Here is a 26,339-nt window from a genome sequence, read left to right on the forward strand (position 1 = left end):
CGCGTCATTCGACCTCCAGCCCGAGCCCCCGGCTGATGACCAGCCGCTGCACCTCGGACGTGCCCTCGCCGATCTCGAGAATCTTGGCGTCCCGGTAGAAACGGGCCACCGGATACTCTTCCATGAACCCGTACCCCCCGAAAACCTGTGTGGCCACGCGGGTCGCGTCGACCGCCGCCTCACTGCTGAACAGCTTGGCCATGGCCGCAGCCTGTTTCACCACCCGCGACGGCGCCCCCTCGTCCTTCAGGGCCGCGGCCCGGTAGGTCAGCAGGGCCGACGCCTCGATCGCCGTCGCCAGGTCGGCCAGGCTGAACGCCACCGCCTGCCGCGACCCGATCGGCCGCCCGAACGTCTCCCGCTCGCCCGCGTACTTCAGCGCCGCCTCCAGGCAGCCCCGGGCCAGTCCCACCGCCAGCGCCGAGATCGCGATGCGCCCGTCGTCGAGAATGGCCAGGAACTGGTGGAATCCGCGACCCTGCACGCCCAGCAGCGCCGATCCGGGCACCCGCACACCGTCGAGGGTCAGCGGGTGGGTGTCCGAGATCCGCCAGCCCAGCTTGTCGTACGCCGGGCCGGCCTCGAAACCGGCTGTGCCGGAGGGCACCAGGAACGTGGAGATCGACCCGTCGTCGTGCCGGGCCGTCACCGAGACCACCGACGTGACCGAACTGCCGGAGTTGGTGATGAACTGCTTCGACCCGTCGATGACCCACTCGTCGCCGTCCCGGCGCACCCGGGTGCGGGTGCCGCCGGCGTCCGAGCCGGCGCCGGGCTCGGTCAGGCCGAACGCCGCCAGGGTGCGCCCGGCGACAAGATCGGGCAGCCAGTGCTCCTTCTGGGCGTCGTCGCCGAAGGTCAGGATCGGGTTGATCCCCAGCCCGACGCCCGCCGAAAGAGTGATGCCGATCGACTGGTCGACGCGTCCCAGCTCTTCGATGGCGACGCAGAGGCTGGTGAAGTCGCCACCCGAGCCACCGTACTTCTCCGGGGCGGTGAGGCCGAACAGCCCCAGATCGCCCATCTTGTGCACCAGGTCGACCGGGAAGTGGTGGGTGCGATCCCACTCCGCGACGTAGGGGGCGATCTCCCGTTGCGCGAACGCCCGCACACTGGCACGGAAGATCTCGTGTTCGGCCGAGAGCTCGAAGCGGCCAGCTCGTTCTGGGTCCACGAACTCAACGGTACCCATGGGGTGCCGTCGCGGGCTACATTGTGCGTGATCCGCCTCACCCAAGGGCGGATCGGCTACGTCCTCGGGCTCCCCGGCGGCCACCCATCGCTGCGGGGTCCGGCACCTGACCTGGTGAGTGGATGCAAGGAGGATGCAATGGAGCAACCTGCGAACCCCGCGGACCCCGTCCGGCTCCTGGAGCCCGACGGCACACTTCGCGACGACCCGTCCGGTCTGGACGTCACCCCCGAACTCGTGCGTGACCTGTACCGCTGGATGCGCCTGACCCGCCGCCTCGACACCGAGGCGTTCTCCCTGCAGCGCCACGGCGAGCTCGGCCTCTGGGCACCGAGTCTCGGCCAGGAGGCCGCGCAGGTCGGGTCCATCACCGCACTACGCCCCACCGACCACGTCTTCCCGAGCTACCGCGAGCACGCCGCCGCGCTGGTGCGGGGCGTGACCCCGGCGCAGATGCTCGAGCAGTGGCGGGGTGTGTCGGGCTGCGGCTGGGACCCGGCGGCCCTCCACCTGCACGCCTACACGGTGGTTCTCGCGGCCCATCTGCCCCACGCCACCGGCTACGCCATGGGGGTGCAGCGCGACGGCACGGACGAGGTGGTCACCGCGTACTTCGGCGACGGCGCCTCGAGTCAGGGCGACGCGAACGAGGCCTTCAACTGGGCGGCCGCCTGCAACGCGCCGGTGCTGTTCTTCGCGCAGAACAACCAGTACGCGATCTCGACGCCGACCCGCCTGCAGATGCGCACGCCGATGCACCGGCGGGCCCGGGGTTTCGGCCTGGAGTCGTACCTGGTCGACGGCAACGACGTGCTCGCGGTGCACGCCGTCACCCGGGAGGCCGTGGCCCACATCCGGTCCGGGGCCGGGCCCGTGCTGATCGAGGCGCTGACCTACCGCGCCGGCCCGCACACCAGCTCCGACGACCCCACGCGCTACCGCGACCAGGCCGAGGCCGACGCCTGGCTGGCGCGGGATCCGGTGGCGAGGGTCGAGAAACTCCTCGACGCGCGGAACTGGTGGGAGCCCGGGTGGCGGGAGGCGCTGGACCAGGAGTGCGACCGGCTCGGTGCCGAGCTGCGCTCGGCCGTGCAGGCTTTCGGCCCGGTCGAGCTGGGTGACCTGTTCGACACCGTGCTGAGCACCCGCACCGATCTGCTGAACGCGCAGAAGGCCGACTACGGCGACTTCGTCGCGGGATTCGAGGAGGTGGCGTCATGACCCGGCTGAGTCTGTCCGCGGCGCTGAACTCGGGCCTGCGGCACGTGCTGGAAGAAGACCCGAAGGCCGTGATCCTGGGCGAGGACGTGGGTCCGCTCGGGGGCGTGTTCCGGGTGACCGACGGCCTGAGCAAGGATTTCGGCTCCGACCGGGTGATCGACACGCCGCTGGCCGAGTCGTCGATCGTCGGCACCGCGATCGGCCTGGCCATGCGCGGCTACCACCCGATCTGCGAGATCCAGTTCGACGGGTTCGTCTACCCGGCCTTCAACCAGATCGTGTCGCAGCTGGCCAAGATGCGGGCCCGCACCGCCGGGAAGGTGCCGCTGCCGGTCGTCGTGCGGATCCCGTGCGGCGGCGGCATCGGCGCGGTCGAGCACCACAGTGAGAGCAACGAGGCCTATTTCGCCCACACGGCCGGGCTGCGCGTGGTGATCTGCTCCGACCCGCAGAGCGGCCACTACATGCTGCGCCAGGCCATGATGAGCGGCGACCCGGTGATCTTCTACGAGCCGAAACGCCGCTACTGGGAGAAGGGCGAGGTGTCCTCCGACCTGCGGCTGGCACCGGCTTTCGACCGGGCGGTCGTGGCCCGGCCGGGCACCGACGCCACCGTCGTCTGCTACGGCGGGATGGTCTCGACGTGCCTGGAGGCCGCCGCCACCGCACACGAGGAGGGGCACGAGCTCGAGGTCATCGACCTGCGCTCGTTGTCACCGCTCGACCTGGACACGGTGACCGCGTCGGTCCGGAAGACGGGGCGCTGCCTGGTGGTTCACGAGGCCCCGGGCTTCGCCGGGCTGGGTGCGGAGGTGGTCAGCGGGGTCACCGAGCGCTGCTTCTACCACCTCGAGGCGCCGGTGCTGCGGGTGACGGGCTTCGACATGCCCTACCCCTCGGCCAAGTACGAGAACCAGTACCTGCCCGACGCCGACCGCGTGCTCGCGGCGGTGGACAAGCTGCTGGAGTTCTGAGATGCCCAGTGAGTTCAAGCTTCCCGACGTCGGCGAGGGCCTGACCGAGGCCGAGATCGTCACCTGGCGGGTGGCGGTCGGCGACACGGTCGCGATCAACGACCCGCTGGTCGAGATCGAGACCGCGAAATCCCTGGTGGAGCTGCCGTCCCCGTTCGCCGGCACGGTCGGCGAACTCCTCGTCCCGGCGGGCGAGCTCGTGCCGGTGGGCACGCCCATCGTCACGATCACCGACGCGGCCGAGACCGACAACGAGCCGATCGGTGTTCCGGACGACGAGACACCCCCGTCCACGCTGGTCGGTTACGGGCCGGGACACAGCCGTGGCCGCTCGCGCCGCCGTCCTCCCCCGGCGACCCCGAAACCCGAGGCGACCGCGCCGGTGACCGACGCGTCCACCATTGAAACCCCCGGAACCACCCGGCCCCGGGCCAAGCCACCCGTGCGCAAACTCGCCCGTGACCTCGGTATCGAGCTCGCGGCGGTCACGCCCAGCGGCACCGGCGGCATCATCACCCGTGAGGACGTGGTGGCGGCTGCGGCACTCCCGGAACCTCCGGCGGACCTCGTCGAGGACACCCCTCAGGCCGTCGTGGCCGGCGACGGCGACGAGCACGTCCCGGTGAGAGGTGTGCGGGCGGCGACGGCCGCGGCGATGACGGCGAGCGCGTTCACGGCTCCGCACGTGACCGTCTTTCACACGGTGGATGTGTCGAGGTCGGTCAAGCTGGTCGCAAAGCTGCGGGAGGACAAGGCCTTCGAGGGGTCCCGGGTGACGATCATGCTGCTGGCGGCGCGGGCCCTGTGCCTGACCGCCCGCGAGTTCCCCGACCTGAACGCGACGTTCGGCGAGGGCGAGATCCTGCGTCATCCGCGGGTGCATCTGGGGGTGGCGACAGCGGCCGAGCGGGGGCTGCTGGTGCCGGCGATCCCCGATGCGGGCGCGCTGGGCCTGCCCGGCCTGGCCCGCGAGGTCACCCGGATGACGGAGCTGGCGCGTTCGGGCAAGGCCTCCCCGGCGCAGTTGTCGGGCAGCACGGTCACGCTGACGAACATTGGTGTGTTCGGCGTGGATTCGGGGACGCCGATCCTGAACCCGGGCCAGAGCGCGATCCTGTGCCTGGGCTCGGTGCGGCGGGTGCCGGCCGAGCACAAGGGCCGCGTCGAGCTGCGCTGGATGACACAGCTGGCGATGTCGTTCGACCACCGGATCATCGACGGCCAGCAGGGCGCCCAGGCGCTGGCGCGGGTCGGGGCGATCCTGCGCGATCCCCGGCGGGAGCTGCTGATGGTGTGAGGGTCAGGGCACCGGGCGCCAGGTGACGCCGTCCCACCAGGCCCGGCCGTCGGGCGACATCTGCACCGGCTGCTGCTGTCCGACGGCCGGGACGGAACTCCAGGCCGGGCCGCCGTCAGCCGTGATCACGGGGTGGAACGGGGCGTCGTGCAGCACGATCTCGACCACCCGGTCCTGCTGAACCGACGCCACCGAAATCTCCCACCCAGCGACTTCTCCCCCGGAAGATCCGCAGCCTAGGGCATTGCGGGGCCCGCCCGCTCTACGCCCCGACGGCCTCGATGTTCGGTTCCGGCACCACGTTGCGCCGCTTCCACACGAAGAACCCGGTCAGCGTGAACACGCCGTAGAACAGGTACATCAGCCCGGACGCGTAGTACCCGGCCGAGAACAGCAACGGCACGCCGACCACGTCGACGGCCACCCAGATGAGCCAGAACTCGGTCCAGCCCTTGGCCATGCCGTAGGTGGCCAGGATCGAGCCGACGAAGATCCAGGCGTCGGACCAGACCGGCTCGTACGAGCCGAGCGCGCGGAAGATCGGCGTCAGCAGCAGCGTGCCGGCGATCATGCCCGCGATCAGGGCCAGGCGCGTCGGCCAGGAGGCCCAGCGCGGTTCGATCATCACCTCGTGGCCGCCGGCCGGACCGGACGGACGGCGCGTCCAGCGGTACCAGCCGTAGATCGAGACCAGCACGAACATCACCTGGCGGCCGGCCTGGCCGAGCAGGTTGACCGGATTGGGGGTGCCGAACGCGGCGCCCATGAAGACGGTGAAGAGCAGCACGTTGCCGACGATGCCGACCGGCCACGCCCAGGCCTTGCGGCGCATCCCGCCCAGGGCGCTGAGCAGGCCGAACAGGTTGCCGATCACCTCGCGCCACAGAATGGTCTGGCTGCCGATGTGCAGCTGTGCGTCGAACAGCCAGTCGATCAGGCCCACTTTGCGGTCCTCCGCGCATCACGTCCGGTGCGCACGAATGCGCGCGCACGAACGCCCACAACCCGCTCGCGGGCTCCGGCATTCCGGGGAGCGCCGCAGGTCACACTGCCACGACCCGATGGTGGACGCGTGCGCGCACCGGTGCGCGCACGCGTCCACCATCGGATGTGGATCAGCTGGGCCGCTGATGCATGTGGCCGTGGCCGTCGAGCTCGACGACCGTGGTGACACCGATCCGCCCGAGGAACGCCGCGTCGTGGCTGACGACCAGCAGCGCGCCGCGGTAGGCGTCGAGGGCCTCGGCCAGCTGCTCGACGCTGGTGATGTCCAGGTTGTTCGTCGGCTCGTCGAGGATCAGCAGCTGGGCCGGCGGCTCGGCCAGCAGGAGCCGGGCCAGCGCGACACGGAACCGCTCGCCACCGGACAGCGTGCTGACCGGGCGGCCCGTGCTGTCGCCCCGCAGCAGGAGCCGGGCCAGCTGGTTGCGGATCGTTCCCGCGGACAGCGCGGGAGCGACCGCCTGCACGTTGCCGATCGCGTCGGCCTGCTCGTCGAGGCCGTCGAGGCGCTGCGGCAGGAACCCGACGCGCTCGGTCAGGAGACGGCCGTGCGGACGCCCGGGAACCGGTTCGGTGCCCTGGACGAGGTGATGCAGCAACGTCGACTTGCCCGTGCCGTTGCCCCCGGCCAGCGCCACCCGCTCCGGGCCGCGGATCACGAGGGTGCGGTCGCCGTCGCGCAGTTCGGCCAGGTCACGGCCGCGCGGGACGTCGGGATCGGGCAGCGTCAGGTGGATGTGCTCGTCGTCGCGCACCCGGGCGTCCGCCGCGTCCACCAGCGCCTGGGCCACCTGCACCTTGTCGTCGAGGGTGCCGCGCAGGGCCCCGGCCGAGACCTGCGCCCGGCTGGCCCGGTTGCCCGCCAGGATCTTCGGGATCCCGCCGTCCCTCGCGGTCTTGCGGGCGGTGCGCTCGCGGCGGGCCAGCTTGGTCTCGGCCTCGACGCGCTGGCGTTTCTCGGCCCTGAGGGTCTGCTGGGCCGAGCGCGCGGCCTGCACGGCGGCGGACTGGTCCCGTTCCTGGTGTTCCTTCCATGCACTGTACGGACCGCCGAACGTGGTGAGAGCGCCGCCGTACAGCTCGGCGGTGTGCTCCATGTGCTCGAGGAGCTCGAGGTCGTGACTGACCACGACGAGGGTGCCCGGCCACTGGTCGACGAACTGCGTGAGCTGGGCGCGGGTGGACCGGTCGAGATTGTTCGTGGGTTCGTCGAGCAGGGTGACGGCGGTGCGGCGCAGCCGCAGGCCGGTGATCGCGATCAGCATGGCCTCACCGCCGGAGACCTCGGTGACGCGGCGGCCGAGATCGGCGGCGGAGAAGCCGATCTGGTGCAGGGCCTCGTCGGCGCGGGACTCGATGTCCCAGTCGTCGCCGACGGCGTCGAAGTGGTGCTCGTCGACCGCGCCGGACTCGATGGCGTGCAGGGCGTCGAGAGTGCTCTGGATGCCGAGCAGGTCGGCGACGGTCGTGCCGTGGCGCAGAGTCAGGGTCTGCGGCAGGTAGCCGACCTCGCCGGTGACGTCGACGTGCCCGGCGCCGGGGTGCAGCTCACCGGCGATCAGGCGCAGCAGCGTGGACTTCCCGGCGCCGTTGCGGCCGATCAGGCCGGTGCGGCCGGTGGTGAAGGTGCCGTTGACGCCGGCCAGCGCCACACTGCCGTCGGGCCACGCGAAGGTCAGGTCGTGCAGGGTGACAGCGGATTTCGGGGAGTTCTTCGCAGACATGGGGAGCGTCTCTTTCCTCTCCCGGGCAGCCGGAACCGGCCGGGCGGGAGGCAGGCACGTGTCATGACAGGACCACGGACACGAACGTGCTGGTGAGGAACACGCAGAAGGCGTGCGTCAGAAGGCCGCCCGCAGACGGGCGACGGCCACCGGCAGTTCGGTGGCTAGTTGTCAGGCACCTCGATCAGCTCCACGTCGGCGACCGTAACAGTCACCCGCTCCGGGCGCCTCCGATTTATGCACCGGACGAAACACCCGCCGGTCACCACCCGTCATCCGTACGCAACAGTCCGCTCCTACGGTCGAGGGATCGTCCCCCGATGAGGAGCGTGATCCTTGACGAGCGAGATCACTGCCGCCCCCGACGTACGGTCGGCCACGCACGAGACCCTCGAGGACTACACGCTGCGGTTCGCGCCGCGCAGCTACCGCCGCTGGAGCACCGGCGTGGTGGCCGTGTCGGCCCTGGGTGGCATCGCCTACCTGGCCGACTTCGCGATCGGCGCGAACATCGGCATCTCCTACGGCACCACGAACGCGCTGTGGGGCATCGCGGTGTTCGCGGTCGTCATCTTCGCGACCGGTTTCCCGCTGGCCTACTACGCGGCCCGCTACAACCTCGACCTCGACCTGATCACGCGCGGAAGTGGTTTCGGCTACTACGGTTCCGTGGTCTCGAACGTCATCTTCGCCTCGTTCACGTTCATCTTCTTCGCGCTCGAGGGCTCGATCATGGCGCAGGGCCTGAACCTGGGCCTGGGCATGCCGTTGTGGCTGGGCTACGCGGTGAGCACGATCCTGATCTTCCCGCTCGTCATCTACGGCATGAAAGTGCTGGCCACGCTGCAGGTCTGGACGACCCCGCTGTGGCTGGTGCTGATGGTCGCGCCGTTCGTGTACCTGCTGTTCAGCCACCCGGAGTCCGTCGGCGCGTTCTTCGACTACCAGGGTGACAGCGACTCCACCAACCTGGGATCGATCATGCTGGCCGCCGGGGTGTGCCTGAGCCTGATCGCGCAGATCGCCGAGCAGATCGACTACCTGCGCTTCATGCCCCCGAAAACCCCGTCCAACGCGAGGCGCTGGTGGCTGGCGATGATCACGGCCGGGCCCGGCTGGGTCTTCTTCGGCGCGATCAAGCAGGCGGTCGGGCTGTTCCTGGCCGTGTACCTGATCGCCAACCTGAGTGACGGGGCGGGCATCGCCAACCAGCCCGTCCACCAGTTCCTGGAGATCTACGAGGACATCGTGCCGCACGCGGCCGCCCTGACGCTGGCCGTGGTGCTGGTGGTGATCAGCCAGATCAAGATCAACGTCACCAACGCCTACTCCGGCTCGCTGGCCTGGACGAACTCGTACACCCGGGTCACGCGGCACTACCCGGGCCGGCTGGTGTTCCTGGCCTTCAACCTGGCCGTCGCACTGGTGCTGATGGAAGCCAACATGTTCGACTTCCTCAACACCATTCTCGGCTTCTACGCCAACTGCGGCATGGCCTGGGTGGTCGTCGTGGCCTCCGACATCGTCTTCAACAAGTACCTCCTCGGCCTCTCCCCCAAGCAACCGGAGTTCCGCCGGGGCATGCTCTACGCGGTCAATCCGGTCGGTTTCGGCTCGATGCTGCTGGCCGCGGGCATCTCGATCATCGTGTTCTTCGGCGGTTTCGGCGAGACCGTCAAGCCGTACTCCCCGCTGGTCGCGATCGGCCTGGCCCTGGTGCTGCCGCCGGTGTTCGCGGTGGCGACGAAGGGCCGCTACTACCTGCGCCGCACCGACGACGGCATCGACCTGCCGATGTACGACGAGTACGGCAACCCCTCCGGCGCGGTCCTCACCTGCCACGTGTGCCAGCAGGACTACGAACGCCCGGACATGGCAGCCTGTTTCACCCACGACGCGCACGTCTGCTCGCTGTGCCTGAGCACGGACAAGGTCGGTGACCACGTCCTCCCGGCCCAGACCTGAGACCCCCTACAGCAGCTCGAGAACCGTCGCGTTCGCCTGCCCGCCGCCCTCACACATCGTCTGGAGGCCGTACCGAATCCCGTTGTCGCGCAGGTGATGCACCATCGTCGTCATCAGCCGGGCGCCCGAGGCACCCAGCGGATGACCGAGCGCGATCGCCCCGCCGTTGGGGTTGAGCAGCTTCGGGTCGGCGCCGAACTCGGCCAGCCAGGCCAGCGGCACCGATGCGAACGCCTCGTTGACCTCGAACGCACCGATCTCGTCCAGCCGCAGCCCCGACCGCTGAAGTACCTTGTGGGTGGCGGGGATCGGCCCGGTCAGCATCATCACCGGGTCCGAGCCCGCCACCACGGCCGTGTGCACCCGGGCCAGCGGTTCCAGGCCCAGTTCACGGGCTTTCGCACTCGTGGTCATCAGCAGGGCAGCCGAACCGTCAGAGATCTGGGACGCGTTGGCCGCCGAGATCACCCCGGTCGCCTTGAAGGGCGTCTTGAGTTGGGCGAGCTGATCGAGGGTGCCACCGCGTCGAATCCCCTCGTCCGCCGCCACCTCACCCCAGGGGGCCAGCTGATCGACGAAACGCCCGGCATCGCTCGCGGCCGCCGCGCGCTCGTGCGAACCAAGGGCGAACTCGTCGAGTTGGGTACGCCCGAACCCCCAGCGCTGGGCGATCATCTCCGCGCCGATCCCCTGGTTCGGCACCACGCCGCCGTACCGCTCGTGAAAGCGCGGCCCGAGCATGTCCTGCCCCGCCGCCGACGACCCCATGGGCACCCGGCTCATCGACTCCACGCCGCCCGCGACCACCACGTCGTACTGTCCCGCGATCAACCCGGCCGCCGCGAAATGCACCGCCTGCTGCGAAGACCCGCACTGCCGGTCCACCGTGACGCCCGGCACCGACTCGGGCCACCCGGCCGCGAGCACGGCGGTGCGCGCGATGTCCCCCGTCTGCTCCCCCGCCTGCGACACACAGCCCCAGATCACGTCGTCGACCAGCGCCGGATCCACCCCGGCCCGCCCGGTGAGCGCGTTCAGCACGTGAGCGGACAGATCCACCGGATGCACCCCGGCCAGCCCCCCACCCCGCTTGCCCACCGGCGTACGCACGGCTTCGACGATCACGGCATCACGCGTCATTGCGGCCTCCCTAAGCACGGTCAGGCATGGTCAAGCACGGTCAGCCATGCATGGTCCGGCAAGGCCCAACGCTCCGTTGCCCGACCTTTGTCACACGGCATTGCAGCACGCTGTCCCGACCCCGTTTCAGGTCCAGGTCTCCAGGATACGAACGAAGGACGCCTCGGCACCCCTGGCCGACCTCCCTCCCGACCATCGACGGACGGCTGACGATCGACACCTGAGCCGCGCACCTCCCAGGTACACCAACTCAGGTGCGCTGACTCAGGCACTCCGACTCGGGTGCACCAACTCAGGCGCGCCAACTTCAGGCACTCCGACTCGGGTGCACCAACTCAGATACGCCAACTCAGGTAGGCCGCCCCGGCCTGGTCTGCAACGACCCGGACCAGAGGCCCCACCTCCACCGCTCCGAGCTGCAGCACCTCGCTTCGCCACACCCACAACCATGCCCTCCAAGTGCCACCCTGCCCACCACACCTTCGCCATCACTCCCTGGCCTCGCACATCGTTCCCCCGCTCCCCTGGCCCGGCACGCAATTGCGTCAGCGCAGCACCGGTCTCCATCGCTCCACCCCGGCCACCCCAGGCCACCCCGGCTACCCCACCGCCCGAGCAACCCGGCCCTGAGCACCCCGGCACCCCGGCACCCCGGCACCCCGGCACCCCGGCACCCCGGCACCCCGGCACCCCGGCACCCCGGCACCCCGGCACCCCGGCACCCCGGCACCCCGGCACCCCGGCACCCCGGCACCCCGGCACCCCGGCACCGAAGATCGTGATGCTTTCGATTATCGATAGTCGAAAGCATCGGATTTCCCCGCTGGGGCGGCTGCAGTCCACATCCGGCCTCTTGCCGCTCAGACCGAGCGAAACATGAGTGTCCGCGGCCAGGAGCAGGGCACCACCAACGCGACTGGGCAACCGCACCGACTGGGCAGCAGCCCGCGCGATAGAGCGGCCCCGGAGGTTGGGCATCGCGATGGCAGAAGCGCCACCCACGGGCTCGGCGTCCCCGCCCACGTGCCGGGGTCCCCATGGAACGAGCGCCTGGCACGAGCTTGGCTTCGCCACGGCGTCTCCCGGTGGAAACACCTCGGGGATAGGGTCGGCCATGACCAAGGCGTTCACCTTGCTGCAGTTGCGCTACTTCGTGGTCACCGCCCGGCTCGGCAACATGACGGCCTCGGCGCGGGAGCTGCACATGACGCAGTCGGCGCTGTCCTCGGCGATCGGGCAGCTCGAGGCGTCGATGGGGGCGGCGTTGTTCCGGCGGGTGCCGCGGCGGGGGCTCGAGCTGACGGACGCGGGGCGCCGGCTGCTCGACGAGTGCCTACCGCTGATCGAGGAGGTCGACCGGCTGCCGTCGGCCGTGCGCGGGGACGAGGCGGGCGCGGCCGGAAGCCTGGTGGTCGGGGTGTACGAGCCGCTGGCCTCGCACGATCTGCCCCGGCTGCTGCGGGAATTCGGGGACCGGCACCCCGCCGTGGACGTGCACCTGCTGGAGGGCGATCAGGAGGCCACGCGCCGCGCGGTCACCGACGGGCTGTGCGAGGTGGCGCTGATGTACGACATGGCGATCGGGCCGGGCATCGACTACGAGCCGCTGGAGGTGCTGCCCGCTCACGTCATCGTGGCGTCGGACCATCCGCTGGCCGACCGCACCGAGGTCGGCCTGCGGGAGCTGGACGGTGAGCCGCTGATCCTGCTCGACCTGCCGTCCACCCGCGACTACATCCAGGACGTGTTCGCGGCGGCCGGGGTGACGCCGCGCATCCGGCACCGGTTCCGGGGGTACGAGGCGGTGCGGGCGTTCGTCGGGGACGGGCACGGGTACGCGGTGCTGAACCGGCGCCTGGCCCACGGGCTGACGCACAACGGCGGGTCGGTCACCGCACTCGACATCAGCGACGAGGTTCCGGCCGTGCGGATCGTGCTGGCCACCCGCACGGGTACCCGGCCGACCCGGCGGGCCCGGGAGTTCCGGGCGATGTGCGGGGAGTTCTACGGGAACGCACCGTTGACTTAACAGATGTTTCGTCGATGCTAATTCTGCAAGTCATCGATCTGATCGATGGACCGGTCGACGGAACCTGTTGGACCTCCCCATCGGTAGTCACAACAATCAGCGGCTTACGGTGCGGCCCGGGAGCGGCCCGACACCCGGGCACCGCTCACCGGGCCGGCCCGCCGGCTGTACCACCGCGTCCTCAAGCAACTGCCCCGAAGCCAGCAGGAGGAACCGCATGACGACCGTACGCATCGCCCTGACCCAGCTCACCTGGCCGGGCGACAAACAGGCCATGCTCGACAAGCACGAACAGGCCGCCCGCGACGCCGCCGCCCAGGGCGCTCAGGTCGTGGGCTTCCAAGAACTGTTCTACGGGCCGTATTTCGGCATCACGCAGGACAAGAAGTACTACGAGTACGCCGAACCCGACGACGGTCCGGTCGTGCAGCGTTTCACGGCCCTGGCCAGGGAACTCGGCGTGGTGATGATCCTGCCGATCTACGAGGAGGAACAGCCCGGCGTCTACTACAACACCGCGCTGGTCGTCGAGAAGGACGGCACGGTGCTCGGCAAGTACCGCAAGCACCACATCCCGCAGGTGGAGAAGTTCTGGGAGAAGTTCTACTTCCGTCCCGGCAACCTGGGCTACCCGGTGTTCGAGACCTCGGTCGGCCGCATCGGCGTGCTGATCTGCTACGACCGGCACTTCCCGGAGGCCTGGCGGGCCCTCGGGCTGAACGGCGCGCAGATCGTTTTCAACCCCAACGCGTCCAAACCCGGCCTGTCGAACCGTCTCTGGGAACTCGAGCAGCCCACCGCGGCCGCCGCGAACGGGTACTTCGTGGCCGTTCCGAACCGGGTCGGCGCCGAGACCAACGAGTTCGGCGACGAGGCCGTGGACTTCTACGGAACCTCGTACGTGGCCGACCCGCGCGGCAACTACGTCGGCGAGATCGGCAGCTCGGGCAAGGAGGAGCTGCTCATCCGCGACCTCGACCTGGACCTGGTGCGCACCGCCCGCGACGAGTGGCAGTTCTACCGCGACCGCCGCCCGGACAGCTACGGGAAGCTGGTGCAGCCGTGACCCGTACCCTGATCAGCGGCGGCACCCTGATCTCCGCGACCGGCTCCCACACCGCCGACGTGCTCATCGACGGCGAGACGATCGCCGCCGTCCTGAGCCCCGGCACGACCATCGAGGCCGACGAGACCATCGACGCCACCGGCACTTACGTGCTGCCCGGCGGCGTCGACGTCCACACCCACATGCAGATGCCCTTCGGCGGCACCGAGGCCAGCGACACGTTCGAGACCGGCACCCGGGCCGCGGCCTGGGGCGGCACCACCACCATCGTCGACTTCGTGGTGCAACGCACCGGCGAGGACGTTCTCGCCGCCCTGGAGGACTGGCACACCAAGGCCGACGGCAACTGCTTCGTCGACTACGGCTTCCACATGATCCTCGGCGGCGTCGACGAGTCCAGCCTCAAGGCCATGGACCAGCTCGTCGCGCACGAGGGCATCACGAGTTTCAAGTTGTTCATGGCCTATCCGGGCGTGTTCCTCTCGGACGACGCGCAGATCCTGCGGGCCATGCAGCGCGCCGGCGACAACGGCGCCATGATCATGATGCATGCCGAGAACGGCACCGCCATCGACGAACTCGTGCGCCAGGCCCTGGCCCGCGGCGACACCGACCCGAAGTTCCACAGCCTGACCCGCCCGGTACAGCTCGAGGCCGAGGCCACCAACCGCGCGATCCTGCTGGCCGAGGTGGCCGGCGGCACCCCCCTGTACGTCGTGCACGTGTCCGCGAGCCAGGCCCTGGCGCGCATCGGCGAGGCCCGGGCCACCGGGGCCAACGTCTTCGCCGAGACCTGCCCGCAGTACCTCTATCTCAGCCTCGAGGACCATCTCGCGGCCCCGGGTTTCGAGGGCGCCAAGTACGCCTGCTCGACCCCGCTGCGCACCAAGCACGAGCCGCACGCCGACGACCTGTGGCGCGGCCTGCGCACCGACGACCTGGCCGTGGTCTCCACCGACCACTGCCCGTTCTGCTTCAACGACCAGAAACAGCTCGGCCTGGGCGACTTCTCGAAGATCCCCAACGGCATGGGCGGCGTCGAGCACCGCATGGACCTCGTGCACCAGGGCGTCGTCGACGGCAAGCTGTCGCTGCAGCGCTGGGTCGAGACCTGTTCCACCACCCCGGCCCGGATGTTCGGCATGTACCCCCGCAAGGGTGTGATCGCCCCGGGCTCGGACGCCGACGTCGTGCTCTACGACCCGGCCGCCCCGACCCGCGTCAGCGTCGAGACCCACCACATGAACATCGACTACTCGGCGTTCGAGGGCTTCGAGCTGACCGGCGGGGTGCGCACCGTGATCGCCCGCGGGCGAACCGTTCTCGACCGGGGCACCTTCACCGGCGTCCAGGGCCACGGGCAGTACGTGAAACGCGAACTCTCCCAGTACCTGCGCTGAACGGGGCTTCTCATGGATTTCGGCGTCGTGCTGCAGAACACCACTCCCTCGGCGCGGGTCGTCGAGCTGGCCCGCCAGGCCGAGCTCGGCGGCTTCACCCACGCCTGGACGTTCGACTCACACCTGCTGTGGCAGGAGCCGTACGTGGTCTACTCGGCGATCCTGGCCGCCACCCGCCGCATCGTGGTCGGCCCGATGGTGACCAACCCGATCACCCGCGACGTCACCGTCACCGCCTCGTCGCTGGCCACACTCAACGAGATGTACGGCCCGCGCACGATCTGCGGCATCGGGCGGGGTGACTCGGCCGTGCGCACCCTGGCCGGCAGGCCCAGCACGCTGGCCACGCTCCGCGAAAGTGTCTCAGTCATCAGGGAACTGGCCAACGGACGCCCGGCACGGGTCGGGGAGCGAACGGTCACCTTTCCGTGGGCGGTGCCCACGGGTGATCACGACCGCACCCAGGTCTGGGTCGCCGCGTACGGGCCGAAGGCGCTGGAACTGACCGGGCAGGTCGCCGACGGCTACATCCTGCAGCTGGCCGATCCGGACATCGCGGCCTGGATGATCGCGTCGGTGCGCAAGGCGGCCGCGGACGCCGGGCGCGACCCGGCGTCGGTGAAGATCTGTGTGGCCGCCCCCGCGTACGTGGGTGACGACCTGGAGCACGCCCGGGACCAGTGCCGGTGGTTCGGCGGCATGGTCGGCAACCATGTGGCCGACATCGTGGAGCGGTACGGCTCGTCCGGGTCGGTGCCGGCCGCGCTGACCGACTACATCAAGGGCCGTCAGGGCTACGACTACAACGAGCACGGGCGGGCCGGGAACACCCACGCCGACTTCGTGCCCGACGAGGTCGTCGACCGGTTCTGCGTGCTGGGCGGGGTGGACGCGCACATCGCGCGGATGCGGGAGCTGCGGGCGCTGGGCGTGGACCAGTTCGCGCTGTACCTGCAGCACGACGCCAAGGAGTCGACGCTGTGGTCCTACGCCGACCGGGTGCTGCCCGCGCTGGCCGACCCGGTGCAGGCGGTGTCCTGACCGGGGATCCGCCCCCGCCCGGGTGAGGACGAAAGGTGGACGCCCCCACTCCCGTGAGTAGGGGCGTCCACTAAGGATTTACAGGGCGGCCGCGATCTCGTTCGGCACGCCGTCGAGCGTCACCGACGCCGTGACCTCGCCCGTCGTCAGATCGACCGCGTGCACGGTCTTCTTCGCCGGCTCGGTCACGTACGCGGTGTCACCGTTCGCGATGATCGCCGGGTGCGCGTCCTGCCACTGCGCCGGTCCCTCCCAGGCGTCCACGACCGGGAACTCCTTGACCAGGTCCCCGCTCTTCGGGTCGAGCACGTGGATCGAGCCGTCGGTGGACAGGATGTAGGCCAGGTCCCCCGGGCCGCGGGCGACGTCACGGAAGGTGTACTGCACGTTGTCGGGCAGGTCGACGACCTCGTAGTCGTGCCCGGCCGTGTCGATCAGGGTGACCGCGTTGAGCAGGTAGCCCTCGGCGTCCGGGTCGTTCTTGTAGTCACCGACGACGATCGGGCTGGTCTCGGAGACGAACGCGTTGCCCATGCGCCCGTACGTGTCCGGGGCCTTGAACTTCTCGAACTCGCCGTCGTGGTAGAGCAGCGCACCGTTCTCGCACCCGAAGATCACAGCCTCACCGGCGGCCGTGCCCTCGCCGTGGATCCCGGGGCAGTCCTTGCTCGCCACGCTCTCCTTCCAGGCGTCGCCGTCCGCGGTCAGGGCCCGGGCCCCGGAACGGGAGGTCTCGTCGCCCACGGTCGTGACCAGCGTGCCGTCCTCGAGCTGGATCGAGACACCGTGGTGCGGGGCGTCCGCGGTGTACGTCTTCGCCTGCGGCAGAGTGTCCTTCGCGGCGGCGAGCTCGGCAGTCTCGATGATCGTGGTGGTGCCGGTGCCGTCGTCGAAGAGCACCGTCCGGCCGGCGTGCCGCACCACGTGCCCGGGCGTCGTCGCCTTGTACTCCAGGCTCGTCAGCTCCGGGGTCGCGGTGTCGAGCAGCTGGAAACCGTCGGCGGTGGTGATGAACACGTGCTTGCCGTCACCGGCCGCGTTGAGCCGGGTGAACTCCTCCGACTCGAACTGCTGGACGACCTCGAGGGTGCTCGCGTCGAGCACCGCGATCCCGCCCTCGTAGGAGACGGCGACGCGTCCGCCGGCGCCGGCGGGAAGCTCGGCGGCGGAGCCCGCCGACGCCGCCCCGGAACTGCCCGACGAGCAGGCGGTGGCCAGCAAGGTGAGTCCCACCAGGGCCGCCAGGCCGCTGAACCGGGTACTTCTGGTCATCATGATTCTCTTTCTGTGGGTGGTGTTGTCGAACGTTTCAGGGCGAGAGGCCGGTGGCGATCCGCTCGGTGTTGGCGCGCATCATCTGCACGTAGGTCTCGGCGCCCCCGCCGGGGGCGGTCAGCGACTCGGTGAACAGTTCCACCACGGCGACGTCGACGTCCGCCTCGCTCGCCAGCACCTGCACGAGCCGGTCGGGCTGCGACGACTCCGCGAAGATGGTCGGCACCCCGGCCTTCTCGACGGCCTCGGTCAGGTCGCGCAGGTCGGCGGCGCTGGGCGCGGCGAGGGTGGTGCCGCCCGGGATCACGGCGCCGATCACCTCGAAGCCGAAACGCTGCGCCAGGTAACCAAAGACGTGGTGGTTGGTGACGAGGGCCCGGCGCTCGTCCGGGATCGCGGCGAACGCGGTGGTCATGTCCGCGTCGAGCCGCGTGAGTTCGGCGCGGTAGGCGTCGGCGCGCGTCCTCAGCCGGGCGGGGTCGATGCCGTCGATGGTGGACGCGGTGGTCTCGAGTGCGTCCACGACGTCCAGGACGGTCGCGGGGTCGGTCCAGAAGTGCGGGTCCGGATTCCCCTCGGCGTCCCCGGAGGCGTACGGCACGACCTCGATCTCGTCCCCGGCGACCAGCTGCGGCGCACCGGCTTCCGCGGCCCGGTCGAGGTGCTGCTGCAGCCCCTCCTCCAGGCCGAGGCCGTTGGAGACGACGAGGTCCGCGTCGTCCAGGGCCGCGGCCTGCCGGGCCGAGATCTCGAACGAGTGGGGGTCGGCGTTCGGCTGCATGAGCGTGGTGACCTCGACCTGGTCGCCGAGCACCTGCTGCACCACGTCACCGAGGATGTTCGTGGTGACGACCACCCGCGGCCCGTCACCACTTCCGGCCTGCCCGCACCCGGCCAGGGCGAAAGCCCCGACCACCGCCATCGCGGCCAGGCGCCTCATCGCCCGGTCTCCGCGAGATGAACCGGCTTGGTCGGCATTTCGAGCTCCCGGGCCACGCGGGCCTCATCGGCGTAGTCGATCTCGTACACCCCATCGGTTCCGTTCACGTAGGCGCGCTGCGCGTCGACGGTGAGCTGGACGTTCTCGCCCAGGTCGAGCGGCCCGGTCGAGGCCAGCCGCCTGCCCGACCCCGCGTCGTAGACCTGCACGGTGTCGTCCTCGCCGACCGCGACCACGTGGCCGCCGGCGTCGTCCACGGCCGCCGCCGCGACCACCCGCGTCGTGGTCGGCAGCCACTGCCAGGTCTCCTCACGGGTGTCCAGCAGCCAGATGCCGCTGCCGTCGCCGAGCCCGGCGACGGTCGGGCGGCCCTTGCGCCCGTCGAACGAGGTGGCCGGCGCGGCGGCCCCCTCGGGGTAGGGAATGGCGGTCAGCACCGGCTTCTCGCCGTCGAGGGTCGCGAGCACCGCACCGTCGGCACAGCCGACCACCAGCCCGACCCGTGTGGTGACGGTGCCGGAGGGATCCGGGCAGCCGACCGAGGCGAGCTTCCCGCCCCGGGCGTCCACCGCGTCCACCGTCGAGGTGTTCCGGCTCACCAGGGCGCCCTCACCCAGCGGGGCCACGAGGCCCTGGTGCGGCTCTCCTCTCAGCCGGAGCTTCTCGGTGATCGTGCCCCGCGAGAGCGCCTGGTTGTCCAGCAGCACCGCCTCCCCCGAGTCCGGGAAGAAGACGCCGGTGGTGCCGGCTGTGGAGAGCATCCCGGTCGAGACCGCGGCCACGCCCTCACCGGTGACGCGGCCGAGCGTGCGTGGCTGCGACCGGTAGTAGTGGAAATGGTCGACGTGGTCCCAGGTCCAGACGCCGCTGTCGACGACGCTCACACCCGATCCGTCGGCCGCGAACACGTAACGGCCGTCACTGCTGACCTTCTCGGCCGGGGTGAGGCTGCCCAGGTCGGTCTCGGTACCCGCGAGCAGGTCGAGCATCGAGGCCCGGCCGTCCTCGTCGATCGCGACGAGATGCAGCTGCGGCTCGGCCACCTCGGCGGCTCCGGCGACGGCGCCGTGTCCGGTGGGCCCGGGCTCCGGTGCGGACTCGGAGGAGCACCCGGCCAGCAGCAGGAGGGACAGGGCGAGAACGGGAGTTCGTCGGCGCATGGTCACTTTCCGGAGGAGTCGAGGGCGAGCAGCGAGGGCTCGACGGCGACCGCGGGGGCACGGCGGCGGGTGGCGCGCAGCAGCTGGGCGAGGGTGCCCGAGAGCGCGGCCAGCCCGATCGCCGAGGCGGCGATTGAAGCTCCGGCGGCGGTGCCCGCGTACCAGGAGCACAGCAGGCCGACGACGACGGCGACGACGCCGGCGATCACGGCCAGAACCATCCGGGCCGGAAGGGTTCTCGTCCAGGGCCCGGCTGCGACCGCGGGAGCCAGCAGCAGACCGACCACCAGCAGCGTGCCGACCGCCTGGAACGACGACACCACGGCCAGCGTCACCAGCCCGACGAGCACCAGGTGGGCCAGTTGCGGGCGCAGGCCCAGGGTTTTCGCGATCCGTGCGTCGAACGCCGCCGCCACGAAGCTGCGGTGGAAGGCGATCGTGGTCGCGACCGCCACCACCGTGACGACCAGCAGTCCCAGCAGGTCCTGGTCGTCGACGGCCAGGATGTCGCCGAACAGCATGGCCGTGGCGTCGGTGGCGAACGTGCGCGAGTGCGACACGATGATGACGCCGAGCGAGAGCATGCCGACGAACAGCAGCCCGATGCTGGTGTCGTACGACAGCCGGCCGCGGCGCTGCAGCACGCCGATGAGCGCGCTCATCGTGACGGCGCTCACCGCGCCGCCGAGCATCACCGGCGCACCGACGACGGTGGCCAGCGCGACGCCGGGCAGCATGCCGTGACCGATCGCCTCGCCGAGGAACGCCATGCCGCGGATCACCACCCAGGTGCCGACGACGCCGCAGATCACCGCGACGAGAGCACCACCCAGGAGGGCCCGCAGGACGAAGCCCACGCTGAAAGGATCGGTCAACCACTGCACAGCCGGGACACTACACACAAACGATAATCGTTCTCAATCTCGGGTGCGGCGGGTAGGGTGACCGGTGATGAACACCGAACCCGCCGTCCGCGCCCGCGATCTGCACTTCGCCTTCGACGACACGCCCGTGCTGCACGGCGTCGACATCGACCTTCCCTGGGGTGCGGTGACCGCCGTGGCCGGGCCCAACGGCGCCGGCAAGTCCACGCTCGTCGAGATCCTCGCCGGTGTGCGCACTCCCGGTTCCGGCTCGGTCGAGCGGGCGGACGCGGTGGCCCTGGTCGTGCAGCGCCCGGCCGCACCGGACACGCTGCCCCTGACGGTGCGCGACGTGGTGACGATGGGCACGTGGGACGCGCGGCGCACCCGGTCCCAGCGGCGCTCGCAGGTCGAAGAGGCGCTGCAGCGCGTGGATCTCGCGGATCTGGCCGATCGCCCGTTCCCGGCGCTGTCGGGCGGCCAGCGTCAGCGCGCCCTGCTGGCGCAGGGAATCGCCCGGCAGGCGCGCATCTTCCTGCTCGACGAACCGGCCAACGGCCTCGACACCGCCAGCCGGGCGCGCACCCGCGCGATGCTCGCGGCCGAGGCCGCGCGGGGCGCGGCCGTCGCCTGCGTGACGCACGACGACGTCTCGATCCAGGCGGCCGACCTCGTGGTGCGACTCGAGAACGGGCGCCGGGTGCTCTGACCGACGCCCCGAAAGGGACGCGTCAGGCTCGACGCGTCCCGTTCAGTGGCCCAGCATCTGTTCCCACGAGGGAATGAACGGCGTGCGGCGCAGGGGCATCCCGGCCTGGGCGGGCGTGCGGTCACGCTTGCGCTGGTTGCACCGCTGGCAGGCGGCGACGGTGTTGAGCCACGAGTCGACGCCACCGTGCGAACGTGGCAGCACGTGGTCGACCGTGCTCGCCCGCGCGCCGCAGTAGGCGCAGGTGTGGTCGTCGCGTTCGAGCAGACCTCGCCGGCTCCAGGCCGGCCGGGTCTTATGTCGCCAGCGCATGGTCACGTACCGCAGCAGCCTCACCACCTTCGGCCGCGGCCAGGGACCCAGCGGGCGGCCGTCGGCGGCCTCCTCGACCACCGCGACCTGCCGCACGAGCATCCGCACCGCGTGGGGCAGTGAGACGTAGTGCAGACGTTCGTAGGAAGCATTCAGTACGAGCACCCCGGACACCGGCACCCTCTCCTCGTGAAAAAGCCGTGCCTGAGGAGGGATTCGAACCCCCAACCCCCACATCCTGAATGTGGTGCCTCTACCGGTTGGGCTACACAGGCGTCATCGAACCGGTCACGACCGAAAAGCCGCTCCCGCCCGGAAGAACCATGACATGCCGGAATCCGGCCGGGCCACCGAATTAACGCGCCGCCCGGTAGCTGACCTCGGCCAGCTCCACCATCCGGTGCGCCCACAGCAGCACCGCCGCACCGCTCGCCCAGCAGGCCAGCGTCATCAGGCCCAGCCGCACCCCGACCACCGGGCGTCGCACCGTGGGCTCCAGCAGCTCGCGCACCCGCTCGACCACGTCACCTCCGGAAGCGGCGAGCGCCGGGCCGGAGGAACCCAGCGCGGCTGCCCCGACAGCCCGCGCCACCACCCGCTCCGAGCCGACCTCTCGCACCGCGCAGGCGTCGGCCCAGCGTTCGACCGCCCCGTCGACCGCCCGGGACACGGGGCGCAGCAACGGGTTCGCGGCGGCGGCGAGCCGGGCCAACTGCACGTAGACGTGGTGCCGATGCCGCAGGTGGGCGCGTTCGTGAGCGAGCAGGGCCCGGCGCCCGGGACCGTCGAGGGTGCGCAGCAGCCCGGTCGTCACCACGATCCGCGCGGAGCGGCCGGGCACCGCCCAGGCCTGCACGCTCGGGTCGTCCACGGCCGAGATCCCCTCCACGAGAGGCAGACCCGCCGCGAGAGCCGAGGTGCGGCGGGCACTGGCGGCCACCCGCGCGGCGTGAGCGCCCGCGCGGGCCAGCATGACCAGGGCGACGAGGCCGAGCCCGAGGCCCACGGCGGGCGGGATCGGGCAGACGCGGTGCAGGTAGGACACGGACCAGTCGTGGGGGTGGATCGCGGGGAAGGTCGTGACGGTGCCGAGGTAGGCGGCCATGAGGAGCAGGGCCGCAGTGATGCCCGAGACGGTCGCGGCGAAAGCCGTCAGCAGCACGGTGGCCAGCGCCGGCGGCAGGGCCCGGGCCGGGCGGCTGACGGCGTAGGCGCTGAGACCTGCCATCGGGGGCACCATCGCCAGGCCCAGCATGAGCGCCCGGATCACGACCGGTCCAGGAGATCACGCAGGATGCGGGAGGAGTCTTCGTCGAGGGTGTCGACGAAACGTGACAGCACGCTGGCCCGGTCGACGCCCTCGTGCAGGAGTTTCTGCATCTGGTGGGCGGTCAGGCCGGCCTCGGACTCGGCGCGGGTGCCGTTGAGCGAGTAGGCGTAGGCGCGGCCGCGCGGTTCGCGCACGACGGCCTGCTTGGCGTGCAGCCGGGTCAGGGTGGTGAGCACCGTGGTGTAGGCCAGCGACTCGCCGAGTTCGGCCTGCACCTCGGCCGGGGTGAGGGGCACCCGGGAGGCAGCCAGGCAGGCCACGATCTCCTTCTCCAGGGCCCCGCTGCGCCGTGGATTGCTGCGTCCGGCCATGACGTCAGTATCTCACTTTGCCGTCGATGCAACGCTCACAGGGGGCTTTCACCTCGGGAGATGCCGGGATCACGCCTCTTGCCAAGATCCTGTGGATTAGGTAAGCCTTACCTCCGCAACTATTGCTGAATAGTTCTCACGAGGAGGAGGACCCGTGTTCGCCAACTATCTGATCGGCCTGCGTGAGGGCCTCGAGGCCGCCCTGGTGGTGAGCATCCTCGTGGCCTATCTGGTCAAGGCCGGGCGCCGCGACCGGCTCGCCCTGGTCGCCGCCGGGGTGCTGCTCGCGATCGCGCTCAGCGTCGCGTTCGGCGCCTTCCTGACGTACACCTCCACCACCCTGCTGCAGGACTTCAAGCAGCAGGAGCTGTTCGGCGGCACCCTCTCGGCGATCGCCGTGGTCTTCGTGACCGCGATGGTCTTCTGGATGCGCAAGACCGCCCGGAACCTGCGCGCCGAGCTCGACGGCAGGCTCACCCAGGCGCTCGAGGTGGGTGCCTGGGCCGTGGCCCTGACCGCGTTCCTCGCCGTCGGGCGCGAGGGCCTGGAGACCGCGCTGTTCTTCTGGTCGGCGGTGCAGGCCGCGGGCAGCACCACCAGTCCCGTGGTCGGTTTCAGCCTCGGCATCGTGACCGCCGTGGTGCTGGCCTGGCTGCTGTACAACCGCACCCTGAAGCTGAACCTGGCCCGGTTCTTCACCTGGACCGGCGCCGGGCTGATCGTCATCGCCGCGGGCGTGCTGGCCTACGCCGTGCACGACCTGCAGGAGGCCGGCGTCATCCCGGGCCTTTACTCGCTGGCGTTCGACATCAGCGCGGTGATCCCGCCCAGCTCCTGGTACGGAACCCTGCTCAAGGGCGTCCTCAATCTCAGCCCGCAGACCACCTGGGCGCAGGCCATCGCCTGGACCGCCTACTTCGTCCCCGTCATGACTCTCTTCGTGCTCGGCACCCGCCGCGCCGGAATCCGGAAGCAGGAAACCACGCATGCCTGAAGCCCTCTACAAGACTGTCGCGGCGGCAGGCGTTCTCGCGACCCTGGCCGCCTGCTCGTCCACCAGCGGCACCACGGCGACCAGCGGCTCCGACGGCCCGATCACCGTCAAGGCCGGCGACAGCAACTGCGACGTCTCCACCACCGACATCGCCGCGGGCCGCCACACCTTCAGCGTCACCAACAGCGCCGGCCAGGTCACCGAGGTCTACGTCTACGCCGAGGGCGACCGCATCATGGGCGAGGTCGAGAACATCGGCCCGGCCCTGTCGCGTGAGCTGATCGTCGACCTGCCCGCCGGTTCCTACGAGGTGGCCTGCAAGCCGGGCATGGTCGGCAACGGCAACCGCACCGCCCTCACCGTCTCCGGCCCGGCCGCCTCGCCGCAGAGCCTCGACGAGAACCTGTAGAGCGCCGTCGACGAGTACAAGAAGTACGTCAACAGCGAGGCCGCGGCGCTGGTCGGCACCACCACGACGTTCACCGACGCCATCGGCAAGGACGACCTCGACGCGGCCAAGGAGGCCTACCCGGCCGCACGTCTGCACTACGAGCGCATCGAGCCGATCGCCGAGAGCTTCGGTGACCTCGACCCGCTCATCGACATGCGCATCGACGACGCCACCGACGGAACGGATTTCACCGGTTTCCACGCCCTCGAGCAGCTGCTGTTCGAGAAGAAGACCCTCGACGGCGCCCCGGCCCTGGCCGAGCAGCTGAACGAGAACGTGGCCGAGCTGCAGACCCTGATCAAGGACGTGGACTTCACCCCTCTGGTCATGGGCAACGGTGCCAAGTCGCTGCTCGACGAGGTCGCCAAGAGCAAGGTGACGGGTGAGGAGGAGCGCTACTCGCGCATCGACCTGGTCGACTTCGCGGGCAACGTCGACGGCGCCCGCTACGTCTACACCGCGCTGCGCCCGGCCCTGCTGGAGAAGGACGCGGAGCTGGTCAAGACCCTCGACGAGCGCTTCCCGGCCCTGGTCGACCTGCTCGAGACCCACCGCGCCGAGGAGGGCGACGCCGGCTACGTCGCCGGCAGCCCGTACGTCTCCTACGACGACCTGAGCAAGGACGACGTGAAGGCTCTCGCGGTCGAGGTGGACGCGATCTCGGAGCCCCTCGGTCAGATCAGCGGGGTCGTCACGAAGTGAGTGAGGTCCCCGCAAGAACTCCACGGCTGAGCCGTCGCCGCCTTTTCGGCCTGCTCGGGGGCACCGGTGCCCTGGGTGCGGCAGCCGGGGTCGTCGCCACCCGATCAATGGTGGACGACCCGGTCACCTCGGGCGGTGACGTCGTGGAGTTCTTCGGGGACCACCAGGCCGGGATCGTCACCCCGGCCCAGGACCGGCTGCACTTCGCCACGTTCGACCTCAGTCCGGTCGCCAAGCGCGATCAGCTGATCGAGCTGCTGACCGAGTGGACCAACGCGTCGCTGCGCATGACCGCCGGCCAGGACGTCGGCAGCGGCTCGGTCACCGGCGACCCGGGCGCGCCGCCCGACGACACCGGAGAGGCCCTGGGCCTGTCACCCGCCCGCCTCACGATCACCGTCGGCTTCGGAACCACCCTGTTCGACGGCCGTTTCGGCCTGGCCGACCGGCGCCCCGAGCAGCTCGCCGACCTGCCCACGTTCGCCGGCGACGCGCTGAGGTCCGAGATCAGCGGCGGCGACCTGTGCGTGCAGGCCTGCTCGAACGACCCGCAGGTCGCCGTGCACGCCATCCGCAACCTGGCCCGCATCGCCCGCGGCACCGCCAGCGTGCGCTGGTCGCAGCTGGGCTTCGGCCGCACGAGCAGCACCACCACCGCCCAGCAGACCCCCCGCAACATGATGGGTTTCAAGGACGGCACGGCCAACCTCAAGGCCGAGGACACCGACCTGATGGCCGAGCACGTCTGGGCCCAGCCGGGCGACGGCCAGGACTGGATGACCGGCGGCTCCTACCTCGTCGCCCGCCGCATCCGCATGCTCATCGAGCCCTGGGACTCCACCCCGCTCACCGAGCAGGAACGCGTCATCGGCCGCACCAAGGGCACGGGTGCCCCGATCGGCAAGAGCGCCGAGTTCGACACCACCGACCTGGGCCGGCTCGACCCGAACTCCCACGTGCGCCTGGCCCACCCCGACAACAACGCCGGCGCCCGGATCCTGCGCCGCGGCTACTCCTTCACCGACGGCACCGACGACCTCGGCCGCCTCGACGCCGGCCTGTTCTTCCTCGCCTACCAGCGCGACCCGCGCACCCAGTTCGTCACGATCCAGAACTCCCTGGCGGGCAACAACAACGACGCGCTCAACGAGTACCTGCAGCACGTCGGCAGCGGCCTGTTCGCCTGCCCGCCCGGGGTGAAGGCCGGCGAGCACTGGGGTCAGGCGCTGTTCGGCTAGAAG

Annotated in this window: 25 protein-coding genes and 1 tRNA gene; 13 read left to right on the top strand and 13 right to left on the bottom strand. The window is 70.5% G+C overall.

What is annotated here, in order from left to right:
• Positions 1–4 precede the first annotated feature (4 nt).
• On the bottom strand, positions 5–1,174 hold the full coding sequence (locus J2S57_RS29115; RefSeq protein WP_307248926.1) for an acyl-CoA dehydrogenase family protein: 1,170 nt from the start codon (positions 1,172–1,174) through the stop codon (positions 5–7).
• A 156-nt stretch (positions 1,175–1,330) separates the two neighbouring features.
• On the opposite strand from J2S57_RS29115, the gene J2S57_RS29120 reads away from it, so the two are divergent.
• The 3 genes from J2S57_RS29120 to J2S57_RS29130 are packed head-to-tail and all read left to right on the top strand — an operon-like array spanning position 1,331 to position 4,684.
• Positions 1,331–2,413 carry a thiamine pyrophosphate-dependent dehydrogenase E1 component subunit alpha gene (locus tag J2S57_RS29120; RefSeq protein ID WP_307248928.1) on the top strand — a complete coding sequence of 361 codons (1,083 nt, stop codon included), beginning with the start codon at positions 1,331–1,333 and terminating at the stop codon, positions 2,411–2,413.
• On the top strand, positions 2,410–3,387 hold the full coding sequence (locus J2S57_RS29125) for an alpha-ketoacid dehydrogenase subunit beta (protein WP_307248930.1): 978 nt from the start codon (positions 2,410–2,412) through the stop codon (positions 3,385–3,387). Before J2S57_RS29120 ends, J2S57_RS29125 begins: the two co-directional genes overlap by 4 nt.
• Before the next feature lies 1 nt (position 3,388).
• Entirely contained in the window at positions 3,389–4,684 is a 1,296-nt protein-coding gene (locus tag J2S57_RS29130; RefSeq protein ID WP_307248932.1) for a dihydrolipoamide acetyltransferase family protein, read from the top strand.
• 3 nt (positions 4,685–4,687) lie between these two features.
• Here J2S57_RS29130 and J2S57_RS29135 read toward each other — a convergent pair whose 3' ends face one another.
• From J2S57_RS29135 to J2S57_RS29145, 3 genes are all read right to left on the bottom strand, one after another.
• On the bottom strand, positions 4,688–4,876 hold the full coding sequence (locus tag J2S57_RS29135) for a hypothetical protein (RefSeq protein ID WP_307248934.1): 189 nt from the start codon (positions 4,874–4,876) through the stop codon (positions 4,688–4,690).
• Positions 4,877–4,946: 70 nt separating this feature from the next.
• Positions 4,947–5,627: a nicotinamide riboside transporter PnuC gene (gene pnuC, locus J2S57_RS29140; RefSeq protein WP_307248936.1), complete on the bottom strand. Its 681-nt coding sequence runs from the start codon at positions 5,625–5,627 to the stop codon at positions 4,947–4,949.
• A 172-nt stretch (positions 5,628–5,799) separates the two neighbouring features.
• Positions 5,800–7,410: an ABC-F family ATP-binding cassette domain-containing protein gene (locus J2S57_RS29145; protein ID WP_307248938.1), complete on the bottom strand. Its 1,611-nt coding sequence runs from the start codon at positions 7,408–7,410 to the stop codon at positions 5,800–5,802.
• Between the two features lie 336 nt (positions 7,411–7,746).
• On the opposite strand from J2S57_RS29145, the gene J2S57_RS29150 reads away from it, so the two are divergent.
• Positions 7,747–9,375, top strand: a complete 1,629-nt coding sequence (locus tag J2S57_RS29150; RefSeq protein ID WP_307248940.1) for a purine-cytosine permease family protein — start codon at positions 7,747–7,749, stop codon at positions 9,373–9,375.
• Between the two features lie 6 nt (positions 9,376–9,381).
• On the opposite strand, the gene J2S57_RS29155 is transcribed toward J2S57_RS29150, so the two are convergent.
• Complete coding sequence (locus tag J2S57_RS29155) at positions 9,382–10,515, bottom strand: thiolase family protein (RefSeq protein WP_307248942.1); 1,134 nt, start codon at positions 10,513–10,515, stop codon at positions 9,382–9,384.
• A gap of 1,114 nt (positions 10,516–11,629) precedes the next feature.
• On the opposite strand from J2S57_RS29155, the gene J2S57_RS29160 reads away from it, so the two are divergent.
• The 4 genes from J2S57_RS29160 (at position 11,630) to J2S57_RS29175 (ending at position 16,051) form a co-directional block, all read left to right on the top strand.
• On the top strand, positions 11,630–12,544 hold the full coding sequence (locus J2S57_RS29160) for a LysR family transcriptional regulator (RefSeq protein ID WP_307248944.1): 915 nt from the start codon (positions 11,630–11,632) through the stop codon (positions 12,542–12,544).
• A gap of 217 nt (positions 12,545–12,761) precedes the next feature.
• Positions 12,762–13,610 (top strand): nitrilase-related carbon-nitrogen hydrolase, encoded by an 849-nt coding sequence (locus tag J2S57_RS29165; protein ID WP_307248945.1) that lies wholly within the window; start codon positions 12,762–12,764, stop codon positions 13,608–13,610.
• Complete coding sequence (gene hydA, locus J2S57_RS29170) at positions 13,607–15,010, top strand: dihydropyrimidinase (protein WP_307248947.1); 1,404 nt, start codon at positions 13,607–13,609, stop codon at positions 15,008–15,010. Before J2S57_RS29165 ends, hydA begins: the two co-directional genes overlap by 4 nt.
• 12 nt (positions 15,011–15,022) lie before the next feature.
• Complete coding sequence (locus J2S57_RS29175) at positions 15,023–16,051, top strand: TIGR03842 family LLM class F420-dependent oxidoreductase (protein WP_307248949.1); 1,029 nt, start codon at positions 15,023–15,025, stop codon at positions 16,049–16,051.
• Positions 16,052–16,129: 78 nt separating this feature from the next.
• Here the strand turns inward: J2S57_RS29175 and aztD are convergent, their stop codons facing one another.
• The 4 genes from aztD to aztB are packed head-to-tail and all read right to left on the bottom strand — an operon-like array spanning position 16,130 to position 20,310.
• A complete protein-coding gene (gene aztD, locus J2S57_RS29180; protein WP_370882514.1) occupies positions 16,130–17,326 on the bottom strand; it encodes a zinc metallochaperone AztD in 1,197 nt (398 codons plus the stop codon).
• Between the two features lie 34 nt (positions 17,327–17,360).
• The gene (aztC, locus tag J2S57_RS29185; protein ID WP_307248953.1) at positions 17,361–18,266 is read right to left on the bottom strand and encodes a zinc ABC transporter substrate-binding protein AztC; all 906 of its coding nucleotides are present in this window, start codon (positions 18,264–18,266) and stop codon (positions 17,361–17,363) included.
• The gene (locus J2S57_RS29190; protein WP_307248956.1) at positions 18,263–19,426 is read right to left on the bottom strand and encodes a hypothetical protein; all 1,164 of its coding nucleotides are present in this window, start codon (positions 19,424–19,426) and stop codon (positions 18,263–18,265) included. Before J2S57_RS29190 ends, aztC begins: the two co-directional genes overlap by 4 nt.
• A gap of 2 nt (positions 19,427–19,428) precedes the next feature.
• On the bottom strand, positions 19,429–20,310 hold the full coding sequence (gene aztB / locus J2S57_RS29195; RefSeq protein ID WP_370882515.1) for a zinc ABC transporter permease AztB: 882 nt from the start codon (positions 20,308–20,310) through the stop codon (positions 19,429–19,431).
• A gap of 67 nt (positions 20,311–20,377) precedes the next feature.
• On the opposite strand from aztB, the gene aztA reads away from it, so the two are divergent.
• Entirely contained in the window at positions 20,378–20,998 is a 621-nt protein-coding gene (aztA, locus tag J2S57_RS29200) for a zinc ABC transporter ATP-binding protein AztA (protein WP_307248960.1), read from the top strand.
• Positions 20,999–21,040: 42 nt separating this feature from the next.
• Here the strand turns inward: aztA and J2S57_RS29205 are convergent, their stop codons facing one another.
• The 4 genes from J2S57_RS29205 to J2S57_RS29220 form a co-directional block, all read right to left on the bottom strand.
• Positions 21,041–21,484: an HNH endonuclease gene (locus J2S57_RS29205; RefSeq protein WP_307248962.1), complete on the bottom strand. Its 444-nt coding sequence runs from the start codon at positions 21,482–21,484 to the stop codon at positions 21,041–21,043.
• Between the two features lie 27 nt (positions 21,485–21,511).
• A tRNA-Leu gene (locus J2S57_RS29210) sits at positions 21,512–21,585 on the bottom strand.
• A gap of 80 nt (positions 21,586–21,665) precedes the next feature.
• Positions 21,666–22,538, bottom strand: coding sequence for a M56 family metallopeptidase (locus tag J2S57_RS29215; RefSeq protein ID WP_307248964.1), 873 nt, complete (start codon positions 22,536–22,538; stop codon positions 21,666–21,668).
• A 38-nt stretch (positions 22,539–22,576) separates the two neighbouring features.
• Positions 22,577–22,951, bottom strand: coding sequence for a BlaI/MecI/CopY family transcriptional regulator (locus tag J2S57_RS29220; RefSeq protein WP_307248966.1), 375 nt, complete (start codon positions 22,949–22,951; stop codon positions 22,577–22,579).
• A 154-nt stretch (positions 22,952–23,105) separates the two neighbouring features.
• Here J2S57_RS29220 and efeU point away from each other — a divergent pair, with 154 nt between their 5' ends.
• From efeU to efeB, 4 genes are read left to right on the top strand one after another with little or no spacing between them, the layout of a single operon-like run.
• The gene (gene efeU, locus J2S57_RS29225; RefSeq protein ID WP_307248968.1) at positions 23,106–23,945 is read left to right on the top strand and encodes an iron uptake transporter permease EfeU; all 840 of its coding nucleotides are present in this window, start codon (positions 23,106–23,108) and stop codon (positions 23,943–23,945) included.
• Positions 23,938–24,354, top strand: a complete 417-nt coding sequence (locus J2S57_RS29230) for a cupredoxin domain-containing protein (protein ID WP_307248970.1) — start codon at positions 23,938–23,940, stop codon at positions 24,352–24,354. The genes efeU and J2S57_RS29230 overlap by 8 nt, the downstream gene beginning before the upstream one ends.
• 48 nt (positions 24,355–24,402) lie before the next feature.
• Complete coding sequence (gene efeO, locus J2S57_RS29235) at positions 24,403–25,098, top strand: iron uptake system protein EfeO (RefSeq protein WP_370882719.1); 696 nt, start codon at positions 24,403–24,405, stop codon at positions 25,096–25,098.
• Positions 25,095–26,336, top strand: a complete 1,242-nt coding sequence (gene efeB / locus J2S57_RS29240) for an iron uptake transporter deferrochelatase/peroxidase subunit (protein WP_307248972.1) — start codon at positions 25,095–25,097, stop codon at positions 26,334–26,336. The genes efeO and efeB overlap by 4 nt, the downstream gene beginning before the upstream one ends.
• Positions 26,337–26,339: the final 3 nt, after the last annotated feature.

Origin of the sequence: Kineosporia succinea (genome assembly GCF_030811555.1) — a bacterium.
Lineage (GTDB): Bacteria > Actinomycetota > Actinomycetes > Actinomycetales > Kineosporiaceae > Kineosporia > Kineosporia succinea.